This window comes from Arenibaculum pallidiluteum (assembly GCF_017355985.1).
Lineage (GTDB): Bacteria > Pseudomonadota > Alphaproteobacteria > Azospirillales > Azospirillaceae > Arenibaculum > Arenibaculum pallidiluteum.
Map to the genome: position 1 here is coordinate 41,924 of NZ_JAFIQU010000021.1, position 21,461 is coordinate 63,384.

Annotated in this window: 21 protein-coding genes; 9 read left to right on the plus strand and 12 right to left on the minus strand. The window is 72.3% G+C overall.

What is annotated here, in order from left to right:
• Positions 1-97: 97 nt before the first annotated feature.
• Complete coding sequence (locus JUB13_RS27445) at positions 98-685, minus strand: OmpA family protein (protein ID WP_328703039.1); 588 nt, start codon at positions 683-685, stop codon at positions 98-100.
• Between the two features lie 418 nt (positions 686-1,103).
• Here JUB13_RS27445 and dapB point away from each other — a divergent pair, with 418 nt between their 5' ends.
• A complete protein-coding gene (gene dapB / locus JUB13_RS27450; protein ID WP_207485027.1) occupies positions 1,104-1,901 on the plus strand; it encodes a 4-hydroxy-tetrahydrodipicolinate reductase in 798 nt (265 codons plus the stop codon).
• Between the two features lie 93 nt (positions 1,902-1,994).
• Positions 1,995-2,465 carry a DUF1203 domain-containing protein gene (locus JUB13_RS27455; protein WP_207485029.1) on the plus strand — a complete coding sequence of 157 codons (471 nt, stop codon included), beginning with the start codon at positions 1,995-1,997 and terminating at the stop codon, positions 2,463-2,465.
• Between the two features lie 21 nt (positions 2,466-2,486).
• Here JUB13_RS27455 and JUB13_RS27460 read toward each other — a convergent pair whose 3' ends face one another.
• Both JUB13_RS27460 and JUB13_RS27465 read right to left on the minus strand, forming a co-directional pair.
• Positions 2,487-3,347, minus strand: a complete 861-nt coding sequence (locus JUB13_RS27460; protein ID WP_207485031.1) for a methylated-DNA--[protein]-cysteine S-methyltransferase — start codon at positions 3,345-3,347, stop codon at positions 2,487-2,489.
• A gap of 114 nt (positions 3,348-3,461) precedes the next feature.
• The gene (locus JUB13_RS27465) at positions 3,462-3,962 is read right to left on the minus strand and encodes a DUF2244 domain-containing protein (protein WP_207485033.1); all 501 of its coding nucleotides are present in this window, start codon (positions 3,960-3,962) and stop codon (positions 3,462-3,464) included.
• Positions 3,963-4,087: 125 nt separating this feature from the next.
• Here JUB13_RS27465 and nth point away from each other — a divergent pair, with 125 nt between their 5' ends.
• Positions 4,088-4,756: an endonuclease III gene (gene nth / locus JUB13_RS27470; RefSeq protein ID WP_207485035.1), complete on the plus strand. Its 669-nt coding sequence runs from the start codon at positions 4,088-4,090 to the stop codon at positions 4,754-4,756.
• A 101-nt stretch (positions 4,757-4,857) separates the two neighbouring features.
• On the opposite strand, the gene JUB13_RS27475 is transcribed toward nth, so the two are convergent.
• Positions 4,858-5,493, minus strand: coding sequence for a bactofilin family protein (locus tag JUB13_RS27475; protein WP_236025261.1), 636 nt, complete (start codon positions 5,491-5,493; stop codon positions 4,858-4,860).
• A gap of 133 nt (positions 5,494-5,626) precedes the next feature.
• The gene (locus JUB13_RS27480; protein WP_207485039.1) at positions 5,627-6,310 is read right to left on the minus strand and encodes an EI24 domain-containing protein; all 684 of its coding nucleotides are present in this window, start codon (positions 6,308-6,310) and stop codon (positions 5,627-5,629) included.
• Between the two features lie 137 nt (positions 6,311-6,447).
• Between JUB13_RS27480 and JUB13_RS27485 the strand changes: the two genes are divergently transcribed.
• Both JUB13_RS27485 and JUB13_RS27490 read left to right on the plus strand, forming a co-directional pair.
• Positions 6,448-7,440: an adenosine kinase gene (locus JUB13_RS27485; protein WP_207485041.1), complete on the plus strand. Its 993-nt coding sequence runs from the start codon at positions 6,448-6,450 to the stop codon at positions 7,438-7,440.
• A gap of 19 nt (positions 7,441-7,459) precedes the next feature.
• The gene (locus JUB13_RS27490; protein ID WP_328703040.1) at positions 7,460-8,170 is read left to right on the plus strand and encodes an RluA family pseudouridine synthase; all 711 of its coding nucleotides are present in this window, start codon (positions 7,460-7,462) and stop codon (positions 8,168-8,170) included.
• Positions 8,171-8,174: 4 nt separating this feature from the next.
• Here the strand turns inward: JUB13_RS27490 and JUB13_RS27495 are convergent, their stop codons facing one another.
• Genes JUB13_RS27495 through JUB13_RS27505 form a run of 3 tightly spaced genes read right to left on the minus strand, consistent with a single transcriptional unit; the run spans position 8,175 to position 12,138 of the window.
• Positions 8,175-8,972, minus strand: coding sequence for an aminotransferase class IV (locus JUB13_RS27495; protein ID WP_328703041.1), 798 nt, complete (start codon positions 8,970-8,972; stop codon positions 8,175-8,177).
• A complete protein-coding gene (gene pabB / locus JUB13_RS27500; RefSeq protein WP_207485045.1) occupies positions 8,969-10,333 on the minus strand; it encodes an aminodeoxychorismate synthase component I in 1,365 nt (454 codons plus the stop codon). Before pabB ends, JUB13_RS27495 begins: the two co-directional genes overlap by 4 nt.
• Complete coding sequence (locus JUB13_RS27505) at positions 10,330-12,138, minus strand: extracellular solute-binding protein (protein WP_236025262.1); 1,809 nt, start codon at positions 12,136-12,138, stop codon at positions 10,330-10,332. Before JUB13_RS27505 ends, pabB begins: the two co-directional genes overlap by 4 nt.
• A gap of 221 nt (positions 12,139-12,359) precedes the next feature.
• On the opposite strand from JUB13_RS27505, the gene ppa reads away from it, so the two are divergent.
• The 3 genes from ppa (at position 12,360) to JUB13_RS27520 (ending at position 16,330) form a co-directional block, all read left to right on the plus strand.
• Positions 12,360-12,896 (plus strand): inorganic diphosphatase, encoded by a 537-nt coding sequence (ppa, locus tag JUB13_RS27510; protein ID WP_207485047.1) that lies wholly within the window; start codon positions 12,360-12,362, stop codon positions 12,894-12,896.
• Between the two features lie 161 nt (positions 12,897-13,057).
• Positions 13,058-13,426, plus strand: coding sequence for a response regulator (locus tag JUB13_RS27515; RefSeq protein WP_236025273.1), 369 nt, complete (start codon positions 13,058-13,060; stop codon positions 13,424-13,426).
• Between the two features lie 207 nt (positions 13,427-13,633).
• Entirely contained in the window at positions 13,634-16,330 is a 2,697-nt protein-coding gene (locus JUB13_RS27520; protein ID WP_207485051.1) for a bifunctional acetate--CoA ligase family protein/GNAT family N-acetyltransferase, read from the plus strand.
• A gap of 47 nt (positions 16,331-16,377) precedes the next feature.
• On the opposite strand, the gene JUB13_RS27525 is transcribed toward JUB13_RS27520, so the two are convergent.
• From JUB13_RS27525 to JUB13_RS27535, 3 genes are all read right to left on the minus strand, one after another.
• Positions 16,378-17,790 (minus strand): FAD/NAD(P)-binding protein, encoded by a 1,413-nt coding sequence (locus tag JUB13_RS27525; protein WP_207485053.1) that lies wholly within the window; start codon positions 17,788-17,790, stop codon positions 16,378-16,380.
• 139 nt (positions 17,791-17,929) lie between these two features.
• Positions 17,930-18,229 (minus strand): hypothetical protein, encoded by a 300-nt coding sequence (locus JUB13_RS27530; RefSeq protein WP_207485055.1) that lies wholly within the window; start codon positions 18,227-18,229, stop codon positions 17,930-17,932.
• 44 nt (positions 18,230-18,273) lie between these two features.
• The gene (locus JUB13_RS27535) at positions 18,274-19,263 is read right to left on the minus strand and encodes a 2-hydroxyacid dehydrogenase (RefSeq protein ID WP_207485057.1); all 990 of its coding nucleotides are present in this window, start codon (positions 19,261-19,263) and stop codon (positions 18,274-18,276) included.
• 185 nt (positions 19,264-19,448) lie between these two features.
• Here JUB13_RS27535 and JUB13_RS27540 point away from each other — a divergent pair, with 185 nt between their 5' ends.
• Positions 19,449-19,970: an SH3 domain-containing protein gene (locus JUB13_RS27540; RefSeq protein WP_211115655.1), complete on the plus strand. Its 522-nt coding sequence runs from the start codon at positions 19,449-19,451 to the stop codon at positions 19,968-19,970.
• A 74-nt stretch (positions 19,971-20,044) separates the two neighbouring features.
• On the opposite strand, the gene JUB13_RS27545 is transcribed toward JUB13_RS27540, so the two are convergent.
• Entirely contained in the window at positions 20,045-21,451 is a 1,407-nt protein-coding gene (locus JUB13_RS27545) for a M20/M25/M40 family metallo-hydrolase (RefSeq protein ID WP_207485059.1), read from the minus strand.
• Positions 21,452-21,461 lie beyond the last annotated feature (10 nt).

Genomic DNA, 21,461 nt, shown 5'->3' on the forward strand with positions numbered 1-21,461 from the left:
CGGACAGAAGAAAGGCGCCGCGGACCCCAAGGTCCGGGCGCCTTTTCCCTTGTCGCCCGGCAGGGAGGGGGCGGGCCCCCTCCCGACCGGCTCCGCCTTAGCGGAAGCGGATTTCCGCGCGGCGGTTGGACGGCTCGCGCACGCCGTCGCCGGTGGCGATCAGCGGCTGCGACTCGCCGCGGCCCGAGGTGGCGATCACGCCGGTCGGAACGCCGCCGCGGACCAGCGAGTCACGGACCGAGGACGCGCGGCGCTCGGACAGACGCTGGTTGTAGCGGGTCGAGCCCGAGGTGTCGGTGTGGCCGACCACGTTCACGCCGGCCGCGTTGTTGCGGCGGAAGTCGGCGATGACCGTGTTGATGATGTCCTGGGCGGCCGGGGTGATGTTCGACCGGTCGAAGTCGAAGAACACGAAGTAGACCGAATCCTGGACGCGCTGCTGCGGCGCCGGGGCCGGGGCGGGCGCCGGGGCGACGGCGGCGGCGACGGGCGGGCAGGGGACGGTGAAGCTGTGGATCACCGGGCCGGGTGTGGCCGAACCGGGGAAGACCGGGTTGCTGCTGCTGTCGAGCAAGGGGTTGCAGACCGTCGCGGCGGTCTGCGCACTGGCCGGCGCGGCGCCGAAGGCCGTCGCGAGCGCCACCAGGGCGAAGGCGGAAGAAGCGAGGTTGAAGTTGCGCTGCACGAGGTGACCCCCCATCAGTGGAAGAACAGTGTCGGTACGCGCCGGATGGAGCGTAGAACCCTTTCCGCCCGGATGTCCGAAGCGGGGTCTTGATCCCCGCATCCGAACCGTATCCGACCAGACCTAAACCCACATCCGAAGGCACAGCCACAAGCCGAATCTCCGTGGCTTGGACCCCGGAGTTGCGTTTCGTTATATCAGAACCCCGTACTGCCACAAGCCGGCCAGCCGTCCTATCGGTGTACGGAATCCCTGATAGAACGAGGTTTTCCGCCGTTTTGTGCCCCTTGGGACCAATTCTGCGGGGCGGTGATGCATCGAAGCAACACAGTTGCAGCCGTGCGGCTTACCCAGCCGGGGTGCCGTCGGCAGCGGTGCTGTGCTAAGCCGGGATCCCCGCCAAGACTCGGAGGACGGCATGAAGGTCGGTATCGTCGGCTGCTCGGGAAGAATGGGCCAGATGCTCCTGCGCGAGGTCCTGGCGACCCCCGGCTGCACCCTCGTGGGCGGCACCGACCGGCCCGGCAGCCCGGTGCTGGGGCGCGACCTCGGCCTTCTCGCGGGTCAGGACAGCCTGGGCGTGACGGTGACCGAGGACCCGGTGCCCCTGTTCGCCGAGGCCGAGGCGGTGATCGACTTCACCACGCCCGAGGCGACCGAGCGCCACGCCGCCCTGGCGGCCCAGGCGACGACGGCGCTGGTGATCGGGACCACCGGGCTGAACCGGACGCAGCTCGACGCCATCGCGGTGGCCGCCCAGCACACCGCCATCGTGCAGTCCGCGAATATGAGCCTCGGGGTGAACCTGGTCCTCGCGCTGGTCGAGCAGGTCTCGCGCACCCTCGGGCCCGAGTTCGACGTCGAAATCCTCGAGATGCACCACCGGAACAAGGTCGATGCCCCGTCGGGCACGGCGCTGGCGCTCGGCCGGGCCGCGGCGGCCGGTCGCGGTGTCGATCTCGACGCGGTGTCCCAGCGCGTGCGCGACGGGCATACCGGCGCTCGCCGGCCCGGCGACATCGGCTTCGCCACGCTGCGCGGGGGCGACGTCGTGGGCGACCACGTGGTCACCTTCGCCGGCGAGGGCGAGCGGATCGAGATCGCGCACCGCGCCGGCGGCCGGCAGATCTACGCATCCGGCGCCGTGCGCGCGGCGCTCTGGGCGCGCACCCAGCCCGCCGGGCTGTACGGCATGCGCGACGTGCTCGGCCTCTGAGGACCGGCAGGACGGGCGGACAGCAAGAAGCGGGTGTCCGCGCCGCTCCTCTCCGCCGCAGGATCCTCCGGCCAGCAACGCCGGAGGACATCCATGGACTTCCGCATCAGGGGGCTGCAGGCCGGCCCCTTCCTGCCGCTCTTCGCCCTGGACGAGGTGCGCCTCGCCGAAATGGGGGCGCAACGCGTCACCGCCGAGGATAGCCGCGGCTACCCCTGCCGGATCAGCCTGCGCGACGCCGCGCCCGGGGAGACCCTGATCCTGCTGCCCTACCAGCACCAGCCCGCGGCCTCGCCCTACCGGGCCTCGGGGCCGATCTTCGTGCGCGAGGCCGCGCGCGAGACCTACGACCGCGTGAACGCGGTTCCCGAGCAGATGCGCCGGCGCCTCGTATCGCTGCGGGCCTATGACGGGCGCGACTGGATCATCGACGCCGACGTGGTGGAGGGGGCGCGGGTCGAGACGTTGATCGCCCGGCTTCTCGCCGACCCGCGCACCGCCTACATGCACGCCCACTGGGCGCGGTACGGATGCTATGCCTGCCGCATCGACCGCGCTGCATGACGACCTGAAGGACGCGCCGGGTCAGGCGCGGCGGGCGGCCTCCAGGGCCAGCATCGCCCGCTTGGTCCCGGCGCCCCAGCGGTAGTTGTGAACGGCGCCGCTCTGCAGGATCACGCGGTGGCAGGGGATCAGCCAGGACACCGGGTTGCGGCCCACGGCGGCGCCGACGGCGCGGCCCGCCTGCGGGCTTCCGATCTCGCGGGCGAGGGCGCCGTAGCTCGTGCAACTCCCCGGCGGGATCCGCAGCAGTGCCTCCCAGACCTTCAGCTGGAACGGCGTGCCGCGCAGCAGGACGGGCAGGGGGCCCGGGGCGCCCTGCAGCGCGAAGGCCCTTGCCGCCGCCTCGGCCACCGCGCCGGGATCCTCGACCAGGCGAGCCGCCGGGTACTGCCCGGCCATCTCCGCCAGGGCGCGGCCGGTGCCCGCCTCGCCGAGGAAGGCCAGCCAGCACAGACCGCGCTCGGTGAGCCCGATCAGCGCCGGGCCGAAGGGGCTGTCCTGGACGCCCCAGCGGATCGTCAGCCCGGCCCCGGCCGCCTTGTAGTCCCCGGGGGTCATGGCCTCCCAGGTCACGAACAGGTCGTGGAGCCGGCCTGGCCCCGACAGGCCGACCTCGAGCGCGGTGTCGAGCAGGCTCGCCTGCTCGTCCAGCATCGTCTTGGCGCGGCCGAGCGTCACGAACTGGCCGAAGCGCTTCGGGCTGACGCCGGCCCAGCGCGTGAAGAGCCGCTGGAAGTGGAAAGGGCTGAGCCCGGCGGCCGAGGCCGCGTCGTCGAGGGACGGCTGGTCCTCGGCATGCTCGACGAGGTAGCGCAGCGCGCGGCCGATGGCACGGTAGGACGAGGCCTGGTCGGGCTCGAAGGGAAGGGTCTCTGCGGCCATGATGGCTGTCCTCGCAAATGGTCGGCCGCCAGCTTGCCGCTGCGCGCGCGGCCGCCCAACCCGTTTCTTGCGGGCATTCGGGGCGGTGGGCCGGCGCGACCGCCGGCCCGCGGCTCAGGTCAGGAGCGGGCTGCGCATGCGGTCGAGCGCAGCGCGCAGCGCGCGGGCGAAGTCCAGCCGCTCCTCCGGCGACAGGAAGGACCCCACCACCAGGTGGCGGCCGTGGCTGCTCAGCAGGACCTGGCTGTCGTGCTCGGGCGGGTCGTCCATGCTGACGCGCAGCCAATGGGGCTGGAACTGCCAGGTGCGCCCATGGCCCCGGTGATCGATGCGCTGGACCGTCAGCGCCCGCTCGGTCAGGCGCACGCGCTCGTGCAGGCGTGCGCGGCCGTAATTGATGCGGAAGGCCAGCCAGACCAGCAGGACGTCCAGCCCCAGGAGGCCGAAGACCGGCCAGGCTCCGATCATCAGGAAGGCGCTGCCCAGCACCAGCGAGACGCCGCCGAGGCACGCCATCAGGATCCCGAAGCCGCGCGGGCTCAGGCTCCGGTTGGGGTGCAGCACGGCATCGAAGAGGACCGGGTCCTCGCCGGCGGCTGGGACGGGCTCGATCATCCGAATAAGCTAAGTACGTCCCGGCCCGGCAGCAAGCGTCGCGCCGTTGCCTGGCCGTTCCCGGGCCTTTCTCGGCGCCGCCGGCGCTGCTACCGTCCCGGACGCGACGCCCCCACGACGGTCCCATGACGCCCCAGGACATCGACGCCTTCTTCGCCCGCTTGGCCGCCCGCGATCCCGAGCCGCGGTCAGAGCTGTCCTACGTGAACCCCTACACGCTTCTGGTCGCCGTGGTGCTGTCCGCCCAGGCGACGGATGCCGGCGTGAACCGGGCGACGGGGCCGCTCTTCGCCAAGGTCACGACGCCCGCCGGGATGCTGGCCCTGGGCGAGGAGGCGCTGCGTGAGCACATCAAGACGATCGGCCTATTCAACACCAAGGCCAAGAACGTGATGGCGCTGTCCGAGATCCTGGTGCGCGAGCATGGCGGCGCGGTGCCGCGCGACCGCGAGAGCCTGGAGCGCCTGCCCGGCGTCGGGCGCAAGACCGCCAACGTCGTGCTGAACGTCGCCTTCGGCGAGCCGACGATCGCCGTCGACACGCACATCTTCAGGGTCGCCAACCGGACGGGCATGGCGCCGGGCCGCACCCCCGAGGAGGTCGAGCGCGGCCTGCTGCAGGTGGTCCCCGAGGCATGGCGGCTGCACGCCCATCACTGGCTGATCCTGCACGGCCGCTACATCTGCAAGGCACGCCGCCCGGATTGCTTCCGATGCCCGGTGCACGACCTCTGCGCCTATCCCGACAAGACACCGGGCCCTCCGGCGCCGGCAGGTCCCGTCCCGGTCCTCTGACCGGCCCCGAAAAGACGATCCCCGCCCGGCGGGCCGGGCGGGGATCATTGGTCCTCGTTCCTCCGGCGGCCCAGGAGCGGGACCGCCGGCGGCGAGCGCGGTCAGGCGTTGGTGCCGTCCGCCAGAACCGACACGAAGGGCGCGGCCGGAGCCGCGGCCGGGGCGGCCGGGACCGCCTTGGGGGCCGAGCCGGCCTCGATCACCTGGATGTCGCCCTTGAGGCGGCCGCCGGCCTCGACCTCGAGCTCGCCATAGCGGATCGAGCCGTTGATCCGGCCGCTGCTGCGGACCCTCAGGCGGCCGCGCACGGTGATGTCGCCCTCGAACCGGCCGGCGATGTCCGCCTCGTCGATCTCGACGCTGCCCTTGAAGAGGCCGGTCTCGGCGATCTCGATGCTGCGGCCGTCCTTGAGGCGCGCCTCGACGGTGCCCTCGACCACCAGCACGTCGCAGGCGGCGATCTCGCCGGACAGCGAGATGTCGCGGCCGACGATCAGCTTGCGCGTGTCCGTGGCCTGGCCCGGCAGCGAGCCCGGGCCGTCAAGGCCGGCCCGGCGCGGCGGCGTGCCGGGGATGTCCACCACGCGGCGGGGAACCTCCGGCTGCTTCAGGCTGCTCGGGGCGGTCGGGGCAGGCGGGGCGGGCGGCTTGCTGATCGGGTTCATCTCGGGTCCCTTGTCGGCGAACGGGCTGCGCGGCGTCGGCTCGGAGGCCAGGCTATCGGTCTTGATGGGCATATCGATCGGCCCCGGACGGTCGGGCCCGACTGACGGCCCGGCAGGCGGGTTCTTGCGGAACAACATCGGCTCAGGCCTCCATTCGGTGCGGCTGCGGCGACGAGTACATTAGGCCGCCATGGTTAACGCACACTTACCATGAACCCGAAGCCCTTTGCCGCTCCTTTAGGCCGTGGAAAACATGGGTCATGAAGGCAGTGCCCACGACGGGAACCAGCAGGTTCAGCAGGGGCAGCGTCGACAGGAAGGCGACGGCCATGCCGCCCAGCAGCAGCCTGACCCCGTATGCCCGCCGCATCAGCCTTGCGCGCGCCGGTTCCAGGCGCCGGAAGGCCACGGCCTCGAAGTACTCGCGCCCCAGCAGGTAGCCGTTCAGGAGGTAGAAGACGAAGGGCGCCAGGGGCGGCATCGCCAGATAGACGGGCAGCGCCACGAGGTTCAGCGCCGCGACCACCAGGAAGAAGCGCAGGGCCAGCCAGGCCTGCTCGCCCAGCCCCTGCTCGCGCGGGGGCGGCAGGCCGGGATAGTGCCGCCGCTCCACCGCCGTGACGATGCCGTCCACCAGCAGGCCCGAGATCGAGACCACCACGGCCGGAAACAGGATCCAGGCCAGCACCAGGACGCCGACCCCGCCCAGCACCTCGATCAGGGCGTCGAGCCAGCCGATGCCGGTGATCCCGATATGGGCGAAGGTCCAGCCCAGCCCCGTGGCGACCGCGAGGAAAAGCAGCAGCGCGCCCAGGATCCCCAGCCAGAGGACGCGGCGGACGGCGCCGTCGGAGAGCTGCGCGAAGGCGAGAAAGAGCGCTCTGATCATCCCTCTTTGTAGCGCATGGGCCGCCATCCGGCAGCCCTTCCGGGCTTCGCCCGGCCGCATCTGCCAGAATCGTGGCTTGTCGGCCCGGACGGCGCGGCTATAGTCCCGCGCGCCCCCACCTTGAACGGAACCGCTTCATGACCCAGGCCGCCCTCGACGTCGTCGGCATCGGCAACGCCATCGTCGACGTGATCGCCAAAGCGGACGACGCCTTCCTGGCGGCGAACGGCATCGAGAAGGGCGCCATGACCCTGATCGACACGGCCCGCGCCGAGGAGCTCTACGGCCGCATGGGTCCCGGCATCGAGATGTCGGGCGGCTCCGCCGCCAACACGATGGCGGGCATCGCCTCGCTGGGCGGCAAGGGGGCCTATATCGGCAAGGTGCGCGACGACCAGCTCGGTACCGTGTTCCGCCACGACATCAGCGCGATCGGCGTTCGGTTCGAAACGCCGGCCTCGAATTCCGGGGCGCCCACGGCGCGCTGCCTGATCCTCGTCACGCCGGATGCCCAGCGCAGCATGAACACCTATCTCGGTGCCTGCGTCGAGCTCGGCCCCGAGGACATCGACGCCGCGCTGATCCAGTCGGCCCAGGTCACCTACATGGAAGGCTACCTGTTCGATCCGCCGCGCGCGAAGGAGGCCTTCCGCAAGGCCGCGGACCTGGCCCATGCCGCCGGGCGCAAGGTCTCGCTCACCCTGTCCGACAGCTTCTGCGTCGGGCGCTACCGGGACGAGTTCGCCGATCTCGTCGACCGCCGGATCGATATCCTGTTCGGCAACGAGCACGAGGTGAAGTCGCTCTACCAGGTCGACGACTTCGACGCGGCGGTGGCCGCCGTGCGTGGACGCTGCGAGATCGCCGTGCTGACGCGCAGCGAGAAGGGATCGGTGGTGGTCACCCGCGATGCCGTGCAGGCGATCCCGGCCGAGCCGGTGAGCAAGCTCGTCGACACGACGGGGGCGGGCGACCTCTTCGCAGCCGGGTTCCTGCACGGCTACACCACGGGGCGCGACCTGGCGACCTGCGCCCGCATCGGCGCCATCGCGGCCGCCGAGGTGATCTCCCACATCGGCGCGCGGCCGGACGCCTCGCTGGCGGAGCTCGTCCGCGCGCGGCTCGGCTGAGCGCGGGCCGCAGCCACCCTTGCCCCTGACGCCCGAGGACATCCGGGACCGCGTCCTTCACCTGGACGCGGACATGCTGGTCCTGGACAAGCCCTCGGGCCTGCCCGTCCATGCCGGCACGAAGATCCAGCAGCACCTCGAGGAGCTGCTGGACCTCGTCCGCTTCGGCCTTGAGGCGCCGCCGCGCCTCGCCCACCGGCTGGACAAGGACACCAGCGGCTGCCTCGTCCTCGGACGCACCGACGCGGCGCTGTCCGCACTCGGCCGCCTTTTCAAGGGCAACCGGGTCGAGAAGGTCTACTGGGCCCTCGTCCTGGGCGATCCGCCGCAGGCCGAGGGGCGGATCGACCTGCCGCTGCTGAAGGTCGCGGGGCCCACCGGCGCCATGGTCGAGGTGCGGCCGGAGGGCCGGGCGGCGGTCACGGACTACCGCGTGCTGGCCAGGAGCGGGGGTCGCGCCTGGCTGGAGCTGCGGCCCGGCACCGGCCGCACCCACCAGCTCCGCGCCCATTGCCGCGCCATGGGCACGCCGATCCTGGGAGATCCCATCTACGGGCCCGAACGCCCGGCGCCATGTCCGCTGCACCTCCATGCCAGGGCCGTTCGCCTGCGGCTCCGGCCGGAGTCCGGCCCCGTGACCGTCCGCGCGCCGCTGCCGCCCCACATGGCGCAGAGCTTCGCCGCCCTCGGCTGGGATCCCGCCGCAGCGCCCGATCCCTTCCCCGGTTAGCGCGTCACGTCGCCAGCGCGGCCGCCATGGAGCCCGGGCCGCCGTCGCCCACGGGGCGGCCGTCCACCGCCACGACAGGGCGAATCGACAGGCTGCTGGTCAGCACGATCTCGGTGGCGCGCGCGAGGTCCGAAAGCGCGACCGGCCGCTCCACGGCACCGAGCCGTGCGATCGCCTCGGCCCGCGCGATGCCGGGCAGCGCGCCCTCCTCGACCGGCGGCGTCACGGGGCGGCCGTCGATCACGGCGAAAAGGTTGGCGGCCGTCGCCTCGGCCAGCCGGCCCGCCCCGTTCAGCATCAGCGCGTCGTCGGCGCCGCGCCGCGCGGCCTCCTGCCGGGCCATGACGCCGTCGAGGTAGTTCAGCGTCTTCAGGCGCGAGAGCGGCGAGCGCTCGTTCCGGCGGGTCACGGTGGCGACCACAACCCGGGCCGGCGGCAGGGACGGGCCCGCCGGTGCCGCCGTGGCGAGCACCGTCGGCCGCGGGGTGCCCGGGGGCAGCAGGCCGCGCGGACCCGGCCCGCGGGTCAGCGTCAGCCGCAGCGACCCGCTGCCGATCCGGGCCGCGCCGGCGAGGCCGGCCAGCGCCGAGGCCAGGGCGTCGTCGCCATAGGGCAGGGGGATCTCCAGCACCGCGGCGCCGGCGCGCAGCCGCGCCAGATGGGCCGCCAGACGGTCGGGGCGGCCGTCCAGCACCCGGATCGTCTCGAAGAGCCCGTCGCCCAGCAGAAAGCCGCGGTCGGCAGGGTCGATGCGCGCCGCGGCGGCATCCAGCAGCGCGCCGTCGAGCCAGACCGGCGTCACGGCCAACCGCCCAGGGTCGCCAGCAGCGGCCGCAGCTTGGTCAGCATCTCCTCCCATTCGGCCCCGGGGTCCGAATCGGCGACGATGCCTCCGCCCGCCTGGGCCGTCACGGTCCCGGCGGTCAGCACCAGCGTGCGGATCACGATGCTGCTGTCCATGGCGCCGTCGCGCCCGATCCAGAGCACCGACCCGCAATAGGGGCCGCGGCGCGAGGCCTCCAGCTCGTCGATGATCTCCATGGCCCGGATCTTCGGCGCGCCGGTGATCGACCCGCCGGGAAAGCTCGCCCGCAGCAGGTCCACCGGCCCCAGCCCGGCGCGCAGCCGGGCCTCGACCGAGGAGACCAGGTGGTGAACGCTCGCGAAGCTCTCGATTCGGCACAGCTCGGGAACCCGCACGCTGCCGGGCTCGGCCACTCGCGACAGGTCGTTGCGCAGGAGATCGACGATCATCAGGTTCTCGGCCCGGTCCTTGACCGATGCGGCCAGGGCCTCGGCCTCGGCGCGGTCCTCCGCGGGATCGCGGCGGCGCGGGCGCGTGCCCTTGATGGGCCGGGTCTCGATCCGCCCGCCGGCATCCAGGCGCAGGAACCGCTCGGGCGAGGCGCTGGCGACCTGCAGTCCGGGCCCGAGGTTCAGGAAGGCCGCGAAGGGCGCGGGGCTGAGCCCGCGCAGCCGCCGGTACAGGGCATAGGCGTCGAGGTCGGGCGCGCGCGGCGCGGTGAAGCGCTGGGTGAAGTTGGCCTGGTAGATGTCGCCTGCCGCGATGTAGCCGAGCACCCGGCGCAGCCGGGCCGCGTATTCGTCCCGCGTCAGGTCCGGGCGCCAGGACGACCGGGGCAGGGCGCCCGGATCCGCATCCGGGGGCGCCGCCCGGGATCCCGCGCTCTCCAGCGCATCGGCCAGGCGCCGCGCCCTTCCGGCATCGTCCGAGACGACCCAGGCGCGGCGCTCCACCACGTCGAAGGCCGCGATCGTGTCGTAGAGGCCGACCGCCATGTCGGGCAGGCCCGCGGCGCCCCCGTGGCGCGCGGGCAGCCGCTCGAGCCAGCGGCCGAGCTCGTATCCCAGGAAGCCCACGGCGCCGCCGCGGAAGGGGGCCGGGCAATCGCCTTCCAGGGGGCCCAGCCGGGCCAGCGCGGCCTCGAGCGCGGCGAAGGGGTCGCCGGCCACGGCCTCGCCGTCCAGCAGGACCCGGTCGTCCTCCGCCGTGACGCGGTGCCTGGGATCGGTGCAGAGATAGGCCCAGCGTCCGCGCCCCGCCTCGGGGACGGCGCCGTCCAGCAGCATGGACCATGGCCGTCCCGCGAAGGGCAGGAAGGCGTCGGCGGGGTCGCGGAACGGGATCGGAAGGACGATCATGGCCGGGACCACCAGGTCTCGACCGCGAATCCGTAGAGCGGCACGGTCCGCGGGCGGCGGAGGCTGTCGCGATAGGCCACGCGGTCCTCGGGCAGGTGATACAGCGGGATCAAGTAATGGCCCCACATCACGGCCCTGTCGAGGGCGCGGGCGCCAGCGACCAGCTCGGCGCGGGTGCGTGCCGTCGCGAGCCCGGCCGCCAGCGCGTCGACGGCAGGGCTGCGGATCCCCGCGAGGTTCCGGCCTCCGGGCGCATCGGCCGCCGCGGCCGACCAGTAGGAAAGCTGCTCGTTGCCCGGCGACAGGGTGGAGCCCCACCGGCCGATGGTCATGTCGAAGTCGAAGGCTGCCGCCCGGGCCTGGTACTGGGCGCTGTCGACGGTGCGCACCCGGGCGGCGACGCCAAGCCGGTCCAGGCCGCGGGCGAATTCCAGCGCGACCTTCTCGTCCGCGGGATCGGCCAGAAGGATCTCGAAGGACAGCGGCGTGCCCGCCGGGTCCAGGCGCCGGCCGTCACGGACCTCCCAGCCCGCCGCGCGCAGCAGCCGGTCCGCCTCGCGCAGGTTGGCGCGATGTCCCGCGGGGCCGCTGCCGTCGGTGCGCGGCGGTGCGAAGGGCCGCTCGAACAGGTCCGGCGGCAGGACCGCGCGCCAGGGATCGAGCAGCCGCAGCTCCGCCGCGTCCGGAGCCGCGGCGGCGGCAAGCTCCGAATTCGGGAAGAGGCTGGCCGTGCGCCGGTAGGCGCCCCGGAACAGCGTACGGTTGATCCATTCGAAGTCGAAGGCGAAGCCCAGCGCCTCGCGCAGGCGGATGTCGCCGAAGAGCGGCCGGCGGGTGTTGAAGACGAAGCCGCGCAGAGGCTCGGTCCGCCCATGGGGCAGAGCCTCGCGGCGGATGCGTCCGGCCCGCAGCGCGGGCCCCTCATAGGCGCCGGCCCAGCGGACGGGGTCCGTCTCGCGCCGGAAGTCGACCTGGCCCGCCAGGAACGCTTCCAGCGCCACATGCTCGTCCCGGTAGACGTCGTAGCGGACCCGGTCGAAATTGTGCTGCCCGCGGCCGATCGCGAGCCCGCGGCCCCACCAGCCCGGCACCCGCGCATAGGTGACGCTGCGGCCGGGCTCCGCCGCCTCGACCCGGTAGGGCCCGCTGCCCAGCGGCGGATCGAGCGTCGTCTCGTCGAATCGTCGCCCCTCCCAATGGTGGCGCGGCAGGATCGGCATCAGCCCCATGATCAGCGGCAGCTCGCGATCCTCGCCCTGGCCGAAGCCGAAGCGCAGGCTGCGCGGGCCCGAGGGCCCGGCGTCCCGCACGCGGGCGTAGCTCAGCCGCGGCCCCGGCCGGCCATGGTCCCGCAGGACCCGCCAGGAGAACAGGACATCCTCGACCGTCACCGGCAGGCCGTCGTGCCAGCGCGCGCCGGGCCGCAGCGTGAACTCGACCCAGGAGCGGTCCTCGGGCGTCCGCAGCGTCTCGGCCAGAAGGCCGTAGAGGCTGAACGGCTCGTCCAGGCTGCGGCCGAGCAGCGTCTCGTATGTCAGGCTCAGGCCCGGCGCGGGCCGGCCGCGCGGGATGTGCGGGTGCAGGCTGTCGAAGCCGGCCGTCACGGCCATGCGCAGCGTCCCGCCTTGGGGCGCCTCGGGATCGACATAGCGGAAATGGGCGAAGCCCGGGCCGTAGGCGGGCTCGCCGTGCATGGCGAGCCCGTGCCGCGGCGGCGGGTCGTCCGCTCCCGGCGCGCGGGCACGTGGCGCTGCGGCGGGCACGAGCGTCGCGATCATCGCGGCCAGGAAGGAGCGCCGTCTCATGCGCGGGAACATGTCGCCGGGCCCGTCCGTTCGCAAGCCAGGGCGGCGGGTGCGGGCGGCATCGCAGGCCGCCGGATGCGGCCGCCTCCCTTTGCTGCGACGCGTCAAGCGGAACGTTGGCGGGAACGGGCCTTTCCCCTAGACTGCGCCGCGCTTCGGCGGTCCCGGCCATGCCTGCTTCGGACGCGACCGCCGCCCAGGGTGACAGAGGACCTCAGAACATGGACATCAGCAAGATCCCGGTCGGCAAGAACCCGCCTTGGGACGTCAACGTCATCATCGAGATTCCGCTCGGCGGCGAGCCCATCAAGTACGAGGTCGACAAGGAGTCCGGCGCACTCTACGTGGACCGGTTCCTGCACACGGCCATGTATTACCCCACCAACTACGGCTTCATCCCGCATACGCTGTCCGACGACGGCGACCCCTGCGATGTGATGGTGGTCGGCCGCAACGCCGTGATCCCCGGTGCCGTCCTGCGCTCGCGGCCGGTCGGCGTGCTGCTGATGGAGGACGAGTCCGGCGAGGACGAGAAGGTCCTGGCGGTTCCCGTGGACAAGCTCCATCCCTTCTACACCAACATCCAGTCCTACAAGGACCTGCCGGACATCCTGGTCGACCAGATCGCGCACTTCTTCCAGCACTACAAGGACCTGGAGAAGGGCAAGTGGGTGAAGATCAAGCGCTGGGGCGACGCCGACGAGGCCGCTCGCGTGATCCAGGAATCCATCGACCGCTACGGCCGGAGCCAGTCGTGACCCCGGGGGCCCGGACCGCCGTGTCCGGGCCCCTGGCCGCCCGCGCGGAAAGCCCAGCGGGGCGGAGTACTTAGGAACTATCACCAAGTTGGTAGCCGCGCGGTCTCGACGCGGGGCGCGTCTTCTGGTTCGCTCGACGCCAGGGGAAGGGCGGGGGCGTGATGCTGCGGGTGCTCGTTGTCGAGGACGAGATCCTCGTGCAGATGGGCTTGATCTGCTTCTTGGAGGCGCTGGGCCATCAGGTCTGCGGCGGCGCGGCGAACGCCGCCGACGCGGTCGCCCTGGCCGAGGAGCAGCGGCCGGACCTGGTCCTGATGGACATCCGGCTGGCCGCCGACGGGGACGGCGTGACCGTCGCGCAGGAGATCCGGGACCGCTGCGACATCCCCTCGGTCTTCATCAGCGCCAATCTCGACAACGCCACCGTGGCGCGCGCCCGGCGGGCAAGGCCCCTGGCCTTCATCCACAAGCCCTTCGATCCCGGCGACCTGCAGCGGGTGCTCGAAGGCGCGGACGCCCCCCGGAGCTGAGGCTCCCGGGGCGCGGCGGCCGCCGGCGCAGGAAATCCCGGCCGCTATCCCGCCAGAGTTGTGGGTTTCCTTCGGCTTTCCGGCCAATCTCTTAGGGACTCCCCTGATTGCGGGCGTCGCTGCCCGCACCATATGGTGCGCCGCACATGAACGGCGCCGCGGGTCCGATCCGCCGGTGCGGCTCCATCGGTGTCCGGAGAGCAGGCCATGACGATCCGAAATCTCGACTGCCTTCTGAAGCCCGGCTCGATCGCGCTGATCGGCGCCAGCAGGCGGCCCAAATCCGTCGGCGCGGTGGTTGCCCGCAACCTGTTCAACGCGGGATTCGACGGCCCCGTCATGCCGGTGAACCCGCACGAGCGGTCGATCGAGGGCGTGCTCTGCTACAAGGGCGTGGACGATCTGCCGGTAACGCCGGACCTGGCGGTGATCTGCACGCCGCCGCCGACCGTTCCCGGCCTGATCGACGAGCTCGGGCGCCGGGGCACGCGCGCCGCCGTAGTGATCACCGCCGGTTTCAGCGAATCGGGCGAGGAGGGGCGCCGGCTCCAGCAGGAAATGCTGGACGCCGCCAAGCCGCACCTGCTGCGCATCAGCGGCCCCAACTGCCTGGGCATCATGGTGCCCGGCCGCGGCATCAACGCCAGCTTCGTGCACGTGAATCCGCTCAAGGGCGACATCGCCTTCGTCGGGCAGTCGGGTGCCGTCGTCACCTCCATCGTCGACTGGGCGACCTCGCGCGGGATCGGCTTCAGCCACCTGATCTCGCTGGGCACCATGGCCGACGTGGACTTCGGCGACCTGCTGGACTACCTGGCCGCCGATCCCGGCACCCGCGCGATCCTCCTCTACATCGAGGCGATCACAAACGCGCGCAAGTTCATGTCGGCGGCACGCGCCGCGGCGCGCCAGAAGCCCGTGATCGTGATCAAGGCCGGCCGCACCGACGAGGCGGCCAGGGCCGCGTCCAGCCACACGGGGGCGCTGGCCGGGTCAGACGACGTCTACGACGCGGCTTTCCGGCGCGCGGGCGTGCTGCGCGTGGACGGGCTGGGCGAGCTGTTCGCCGCGGCGGAGACCCTGGCCATGGGCGTCCAGATCCAGGGCGACCGACTGGCGATCCTGACCAATGGCGGAGGCATCGGCGTGCTCGCCACCGACACGCTGATCCAGTCGGGGGGCCGGCTGGCCGGCATCGACGAGGCCGTGATGCAGCGCCTGGACTCCGTCCTGCCGGCGACCTGGAGCCGCGGCAATCCCGTCGACATCATCGGCGACGCCCCGGGCAAGCGCTATGCGGATGCCCTCGGCGCGCTGCTGGACGACCGCAGCAATGACGCGATCCTGATCCTGAACTGCCCGACGGCGGTCGCCGATTCGACCGAGGCCGCCCAGGCCTGCATCCAGGCGATGAAGGGGCGCCGCCACCCGGTCCTGACGAGCTGGCTCGGCGAGGCCGGGGCGGCCGAGGCGCGGCGGCTCTTCGCGGCGAACCGTATCCCGAGCTACGAGACGCCGGGGCAGGCGGTGCGCGCCTTCATGCACCTCGTGAACTTCCGCCGGAACCAGGAGCTGCTGATGGAGACGCCGGCGAGCGTCCCCGAGCAGTTCACGGCCGACGAGGCGGCGGCCAGGACCATCATCGACGCGGCCCTCGCCGAGGACAGGGCCTGGCTCTCGGAGTTCGAGGCCAAGCAGGTCCTGAGGGCCTACGGCATCCCAGTGGTCGAGACGCTGACGGCGCGCACCCCCGAGGAGGCCATGGAGGCCGCCCGCCAGATCGGCGGCATGGTGGCCCTGAAGATCATGTCGCCGGACATCCTCCACAAATCCGATGTCGGCGGCGTCGCGCTCAGGATCAAGACGCCCGAGGAGGTCTGCGCCAAGGCCCACGCCATGCTCGAGCGCGTGCGCCAGCTCAAGCCCGATGCCCGGATCGAGGGCTTCACCGTGCAGGAGATGGCCTCGCGCCCCGACGCTCATGAGCTGATCCTGGGCGTCGCCGACGACGTCCTGTTCGGCCCGGTGATCCTGTTCGGGCAGGGCGGCACCGCGGTCGAGGTGCTCGCGGACAAGGCGCTGGGCCTGCCGCCGCTGAACATGCATCTGGCCTGCGACATGATGAGCCGCACCCGGGTGTGGAAGCTGATGCAGGGCTACAGGGGCCGGCCAGCCGCGGCCATCCACCAGGTTGCGCTGATCCTGGTGAAGATCAGCCAGCTCCTGACCGACTTCGCCGAGGTCGCGGAGCTGGACATCAACCCGCTTCTCGCCGATGAGGCGGGGGTTCTCGCGCTGGACGCGCGGATCCGGGTGCAGCGCCCCAAGGTCGCCTCGACCCGGCGCCTGGCGATCCGCCCCTATCCCAAGCGGCTGGAGCACCGCGTGTCCCTGCGCGACGGGCGCAGCTTCCTGGTCAGGCCGATCCGGCCCGAGGACGAGCCGGCCATGCATGCGATGTTCGAGCAGATGACGCCCGAGGACGTGCGGCTGCGCTTCTTCGCGCCCATCAAGCGCATGTCGCACCAGATGGCCGCCAAGTTCACGCAGATCGACTACGACCGGGAGATGGCGCTCGCCGCCTTCGCCCCCGCCGAGGACGGCCGCGGCGAGGTCATGTACGGCGTCGTGCGCATCGCGGCCGATCCCGACAACCAGAAGGCCGAATACGCCGTGATGGTCCGCTCCGACATGAAGGGGCTCGGGCTCGGCTACGCGCTGATGAGCGCGATCCTGGACTACGCGCGCGAGCGCGGGATCCAGGAAGTGTTCGGCGAGGTCCTGCGCGAGAACACCAACATGCTGGCGCTTTGCGCCGACCTCGGCTTCACCCGGCGCGAGCACCGCGACGAGCCCGGCGTCGTCGAGGTGCGCAAGGTCTTCCTGGACCGGCCGGCGGCCTGACCCGCCCCGCCGCGCCCAGGGGCTTCCGGCCGCGACTGGCCGGGAGCTCAGGCGACGGCGCTGCGCGGCATCCGGCGGCCGATATGCTCGGCAAGGGCGCTGACCTGCCGGCGGATGTCGGGAACGGCCGTGCTCTCCCAGTAGAGGGAGCGGGTCGGCGGGCCGGCCACGAAGAGCGTGTCCGACGGCAGGCCGTCGGCCCCGATCAGGGCGCCGTCGGCGGCGATCGCCACCGACAGGCCCAGCGTGTCCCGCACGGCGAGGCCCCGGGCCACCAGCGCGCGGGGCAGCGGATCGGGAAGGCGCGACCAGTCGCCCGCGGGCCCCGTGCAGTTCAGGATGCGGGCGACCGCCACCGTCTCCGGGGCGCCGGCCCCGCGGGGCCGGAAGGTCACCAGCGCGCCGCCGGGACCGGGCACGGCCGCGACCGGGCGCCCGGCGCGGATCCGCAGCCGCCCCTCTGCCGTCGCCCGCGCGATCCGTTCGCCCACGGCCGGGGCCAGCCGGTGCCGGTGCACGTCCCACCAGGGCCGCAGGTGCCGCAACAGCCGGTCCTGGCAGGCGCGATCCAGCGAGAGCCAGAGATCCTGGGTCCGTGGCCGCAGCGAATCGACGACCTCGCGCCAGTCGCCCCGCTCGGCCACGGCTCGCCGCACCGTCCGCACCAGGGCCGTGGCGGGGCCGGCGGCCAGGCCCTCGGGCGGCGGACCCGCGGCATCGCCCCGCGCGGTGTGGGCCAGCGGGGCCAAGCCACGCCGCGACAGCGCGAGCACGGGCCCGCGGTGGCCTCGGTCCTCGAGCGAGAGCACCATGTCGACCATGGTGAGCCCTGTTCCCGCCAGGAGCACGGGCGCATCGGCGTCGAGCCCGTCCAGCGCGTCGGGCGCCCAGGGATCGTTGCGATAGGCCGCGCCCGCCCCGGCCAGGGCCGAAAGCGGCTGCGGCGCGGCATTGCCGACCGCGAGCACCGCGGCATGCGCCAGGATATGGGGGCCGGCCTCCATGTGCAGGACGACGCCTTTGGTCCCCGGGCCCGCCACCGGCTCGATGTCGGTCACGGAGCCGACGATGCGGCGCAGCCGTCCGGGCCAGCGCGCCTCCGCCTCGGCCAGCAGCCCCTCGAGATAGCGGCCATAGGCCCGGCGCGGCGCGAAGCTGCGGGAATCGGCCGTGCCCGCGAGCATCCCGGCCTCCGCCGGGTGGGCGCGCAGCCAGGCCGTGAAATGGTCCGGCCTGTCCGGGAAGGCGCTCATGTTGCCGGCCGGCACGTTCAGAAGGTGGCTGGCATTCGGCGTGCCGTAGGCGAGCCCCCGCCCGAACCGGCCGCTGCGCTCGATCAGCAGGACGGGGGTCTCGGGACCGCAGGTGTCCAGGAGATGGATGGCCGCCAGCGTTCCGCTGAAGCCTGCCCCGACGACGGCGATGCCTGCAGGGTGTTCGGCCGAGGCTGATGGCGGCATGAGGGTCCCGTGGTTGTGTCCGGCCCCGAGCCTACGTGCCGGGCCGGGAATTCACAAGCCGTTGCGGGGAAAAGGTGCTTTCGGGGGATGCCGGATTCGCGAAGGGACGCGCGCCCGGAGCCTCGTCCGAAACCGGGGCTCAGCCCTCGTCGCGGTGGCGCCAGATCTCGCGCCGGACCTGCTTCCAGACCGCCGAGGCGAGATAGACGTAGCCGAAGCCGATGGCATTCAGGACCAGCACGACCATGATCATGCCGATCTTGGACTGCCGGTCCAGGAAGTCCCGGAGCGTCCCATTCAGGTGCAGGACGATCGCGAGCGCGATGGTGCCCCCGATCAGCAGGACGGCCAGGGTCGCGCGCGACAGCGTCCCGGCGCGCCGCCGGATGCGGACGCGTTGGCCCTCGGGGGCCTGGGGGGCATGGCGCAGCTCGTCCATCGGTCCCGCATTATAGACCGAAGCCCGCCTGCCGCACGAGTGGATCAGAGCATCGCTTCGATCACGCGGTCCGGCGGCGCATGGCCGTCCACGAAGGTCTTCACGTTGATGATCACCTTCTCGCCCATGTCGATGCGCCCCTCGATCGTGGCCGAGCCCATATGCGGCAGCAGCACGACGTTCTCGAGGTTGCGCAGCTTGGGACTGACGGCGGGCTCGTGCTCGAAGACGTCGAGCCCGGCGCCGGCGAGCTCGCCCTTCTCCAGCATCCGGGTCAGGGCATTCTCGTCGATGACCTCGCCGCGTGCCGTGTTGACGAGATAGCAGTGCGGGCGCATCAGCTTCAGCCGGCGCGCCGAGAGCAGGTGGTAGGTGGCCGGCGTGTGCGGGCAGTTGACCGAGACGACGTCCATCCGGGCCAGCATCTGGTCCAGGCTGTCCCAGTAGGTCGCCTCCAGCTCGGCCTCCACCTCGGGATGGACGCGCCGGCGGTTGTGGTAGTGGATCGACAGGCCGAAGCCGCGGGCGCGGCGCGCCAGCGCCTGGCCGATCCTTCCCATCCCGACGATGCCGAGCCGCTTGCCCCACAGCCGGTGGCCCAGCATGGTGGTCGGCCCCCAGCCGTTCCATTCGCCCGAGCGCACCAGCCGCTCGCCCTCGGCGATCCGGCGCGAGACCGCCAGGATCAGCGCCATGGTCATGTCGGCGGTGTCCTCGGTCAGGACGCCGGGCGTGTTGGTGACCGTGATCCCGCGCTGGCGCGCCGTCTTCAGGTCGATATGGTCGACGCCGGTGCCGAACGATGCAACCAGGCGGAGCTGCGGCCCGGCCTCCGCCAGAATCCGCGCGTCGATCCGGTCGGTCACCGTCGGCACCAGTACGTCGGCGACCCGGACCGCCTCGATCAGCTGCTCCGCCGACATCGGAGCGTCCTCGATGTTCAGGCGGGTATCGAACAGCTCCATCATCCGCGTCTCGATCACGTCCGGCAGCTTGCGGGTGACCACGACCAGCGGCTTCTTCTTCTCGGACATCGGGGCTGCTCCACCAGGGCTCGGTCGATTCCCTATCAAGCGTTCCTGCGGCTTGTCCAGCGGCGCCACGGCGCAACACCCCTGTGGAATCCGGGGTGCGGCCCGCACCGCGCCTTGACCGGCCGGGGCCGCTGAACCTAATCCTTCGGCGCAGAGATTTACCCATTCCGGCGGAGCCGATCTCCTTGCCCACCCGAATCGCCCTCGCGGCGACCCTGATCCTCGGTCTTTTCGCCGCACCCGCCGCCCTCGGCGCGGGCGACGGCGCCGGCGCGAGCGCCATCAAGCGGTCCGGCCTCCCCCTGCCGCGCTTCGTCACCCTGCGTTCGGCCGAGGTCAACGTGCGGACCGGCCCGGGCACCCAGTATCCCGTCGAATGGGTCTTCGTGCGCAAGGACCTGCCGGTGGAGATCACCACCGAGTTCGACACCTGGCGCCGCATCCGCGACGCCGAGGGGACCGAGGGCTGGGTCCACCAGAGCATGCTGTCGGGCAAGCGTGGGGTCGTCGTGACCGGCCAGGTCCGCAGCCTGCGCCGCTCGCCCGGTGCCACCGCCGCGGTGGTGGCGCGGGTCGAGCCCGGCGTCATGGGCACGCTGCGCAAGTGCCAGGACCAGTGGTGCGAGGTCGACCTCGAAGGCTATCGCGGCTGGCTGAACCGCGCCGAGTTCTGGGGCGTCTACCCCGACGAGGCCGTCGACGACTGACAGGGGCGGGAGCCGGGTGTCCACCCGGCTCCCGCCCCTGTCGCCGGTCTTCCCTCTTGCGTCTCTGATCGGGCTCAGCGGCCCGCGGCCAGCCGGCCCATCACCGCCGCATGGCTGCGGATGCCGTTCTGAAGGCAGCGAAGCTCGAACTTCTCGTTCGGTGAATGGATGCGGTCGTCGTCGAGGCCGAAGCCCACCAGCGCCGCGTCCAGCCCCAGATGCTCCTTGAACCAGCCGACGATGGGGATGGATCCGCCGCTGCCGATCAGCACGGGCTCGTTGCCGGTGGCATCCTTCAGCCCGGCGCGCACGGCGCCCATCCAGGGCGTGTCCGTGGGCACCTCGACGCCGGGCGAGTTGCCGAAGCGGCGGAAGCTGACCTTGCAGTCGGGCGGCAGGCGCTGCTCGAAGAAGCGGCGGATTGACGCCTCCACCGCCGCCGGGTCCTGACCTGGCACCAGGCGGCAGCTCAGCTTGCAGGACGCCTTGGCGGCGATCACGGTCTTCGAGCCCTCGCCGGTATAGCCGCCCCAGATGCCGTTGATATCGCAGGTCGGCCGCGTCCACAGCCGCTCCAGAAGCGTCCGGCCGGCCTCGCCCTGGCCATGGGCGAGGCCGGCCGAGCCGAGGAAGCGCGCCTCGTCGAAGGGCAGGCCGCGGATCTGCGCCGCCTGCTCGGCCGAGGGCTCGCGGATGGAATCGTAGAAGCCGTCGAACTGGACGCGCCCCTCGGCGTCGTGGATCTGCCCCAGGATCCCCACCAGCACGTTGATGGGGTTCGGGACCGCGCCGCCGAACAGGCCCGAATGCAGGTCGTGGCTGGGCCCGGCGAGGGTGACCTCCATGTACAGCATCCCCCGCAGGCGCGTGGTGATGGCGGGGGCGTCGACGTCCCAGGCATTGGTGTCGGTGACCAGGCAGAAATCGGCCTGCAGCTCGGCGGCGTTCGCCTTCAGGAACGGCACCAGCGACGGACTGCCCGTTTCCTCCTCGCCCTCGAGCAGGACGGTCGCGCGGATCGGGATCGTCCCGTGGACCTCCTTCCAGGCGCGGAAGGCCTCGATGAAGGTCATCACCTGGCCCTTGTCGTCGACGGCGCCGCGCGCGACGACGCGCCGGCCGCGCTCGGCCTCGACGATCTGCGGCTCGAAGGGCGGGCTGGTCCAGAGGTCCAGCGGGTCCGGCGGCTGGACGTCGTAGTGGCCGTAGTAGAGGACGTGGGGCACGGCGCCCTCGCTTCCGCTGCCTGCAGGCCCCGGGTGATGCGCGACCACCATGGGATGGCCCGCCGTCTCGCGGATCGAGGCGTCGAAGCCGAGCTCGCTCAGCGTGTCGACGCACCACTGCGCGGCGCGGCGCACCTCGCCCGCATGGGCCGGGTCGGTGCTGACCGAGGGAATGCGCAGCAGTTCGCAGAGCCGACCGACCGACCCTTCGAACCCTTCGTCAACGCGGCGCAGAACGGGCTCGACCGGTAGCATGGGGACACCT

Bases quoted from the DNA above. Each gene is read 5' to 3' on its own strand.
- JUB13_RS27455 (WP_207485029.1), top strand. From the start codon at position 1,995: ATGGACTTCCGCATCAGGGGGCTGCAGGCCGGCCCCTTCCTGCCGCTC.
- JUB13_RS27525 (WP_207485053.1), bottom strand. From the start codon at position 17,790: ATGCCGCCATCAGCCTCGGCCGAACACCCTGCAGGCATCGCCGTCGTC.
- JUB13_RS27480 (WP_207485039.1), bottom strand. From the start codon at position 6,310: ATGATCAGAGCGCTCTTTCTCGCCTTCGCGCAGCTCTCCGACGGCGCC.
- pabB (WP_207485045.1), bottom strand. From the start codon at position 10,333: ATGATCGTCCTTCCGATCCCGTTCCGCGACCCCGCCGACGCCTTCCTG.
- JUB13_RS27485 (WP_207485041.1), top strand. From the start codon at position 6,448: ATGACCCAGGCCGCCCTCGACGTCGTCGGCATCGGCAACGCCATCGTC.
- JUB13_RS27465 (WP_207485033.1), bottom strand. From the start codon at position 3,962: ATGATCGAGCCCGTCCCAGCCGCCGGCGAGGACCCGGTCCTCTTCGAT.
- JUB13_RS27545 (WP_207485059.1), bottom strand. From the start codon at position 21,451: ATGCTACCGGTCGAGCCCGTTCTGCGCCGCGTTGACGAAGGGTTCGAA.
- ppa (WP_207485047.1), top strand. From the start codon at position 12,360: ATGGACATCAGCAAGATCCCGGTCGGCAAGAACCCGCCTTGGGACGTC.
- JUB13_RS27475 (WP_236025261.1), bottom strand. From the start codon at position 5,493: ATGCCCATCAAGACCGATAGCCTGGCCTCCGAGCCGACGCCGCGCAGC.
- nth (WP_207485035.1), top strand. From the start codon at position 4,088: ATGACGCCCCAGGACATCGACGCCTTCTTCGCCCGCTTGGCCGCCCGC.
- JUB13_RS27515 (WP_236025273.1), top strand. From the start codon at position 13,058: ATGCTGCGGGTGCTCGTTGTCGAGGACGAGATCCTCGTGCAGATGGGC.
- JUB13_RS27460 (WP_207485031.1), bottom strand. From the start codon at position 3,347: ATGGCCGCAGAGACCCTTCCCTTCGAGCCCGACCAGGCCTCGTCCTAC.
- JUB13_RS27530 (WP_207485055.1), bottom strand. From the start codon at position 18,229: ATGGACGAGCTGCGCCATGCCCCCCAGGCCCCCGAGGGCCAACGCGTC.
- dapB (WP_207485027.1), top strand. From the start codon at position 1,104: ATGAAGGTCGGTATCGTCGGCTGCTCGGGAAGAATGGGCCAGATGCTC.
- JUB13_RS27505 (WP_236025262.1), bottom strand. From the start codon at position 12,138: ATGAGACGGCGCTCCTTCCTGGCCGCGATGATCGCGACGCTCGTGCCC.
- JUB13_RS27520 (WP_207485051.1), top strand. From the start codon at position 13,634: ATGACGATCCGAAATCTCGACTGCCTTCTGAAGCCCGGCTCGATCGCG.
- JUB13_RS27535 (WP_207485057.1), bottom strand. From the start codon at position 19,263: ATGTCCGAGAAGAAGAAGCCGCTGGTCGTGGTCACCCGCAAGCTGCCG.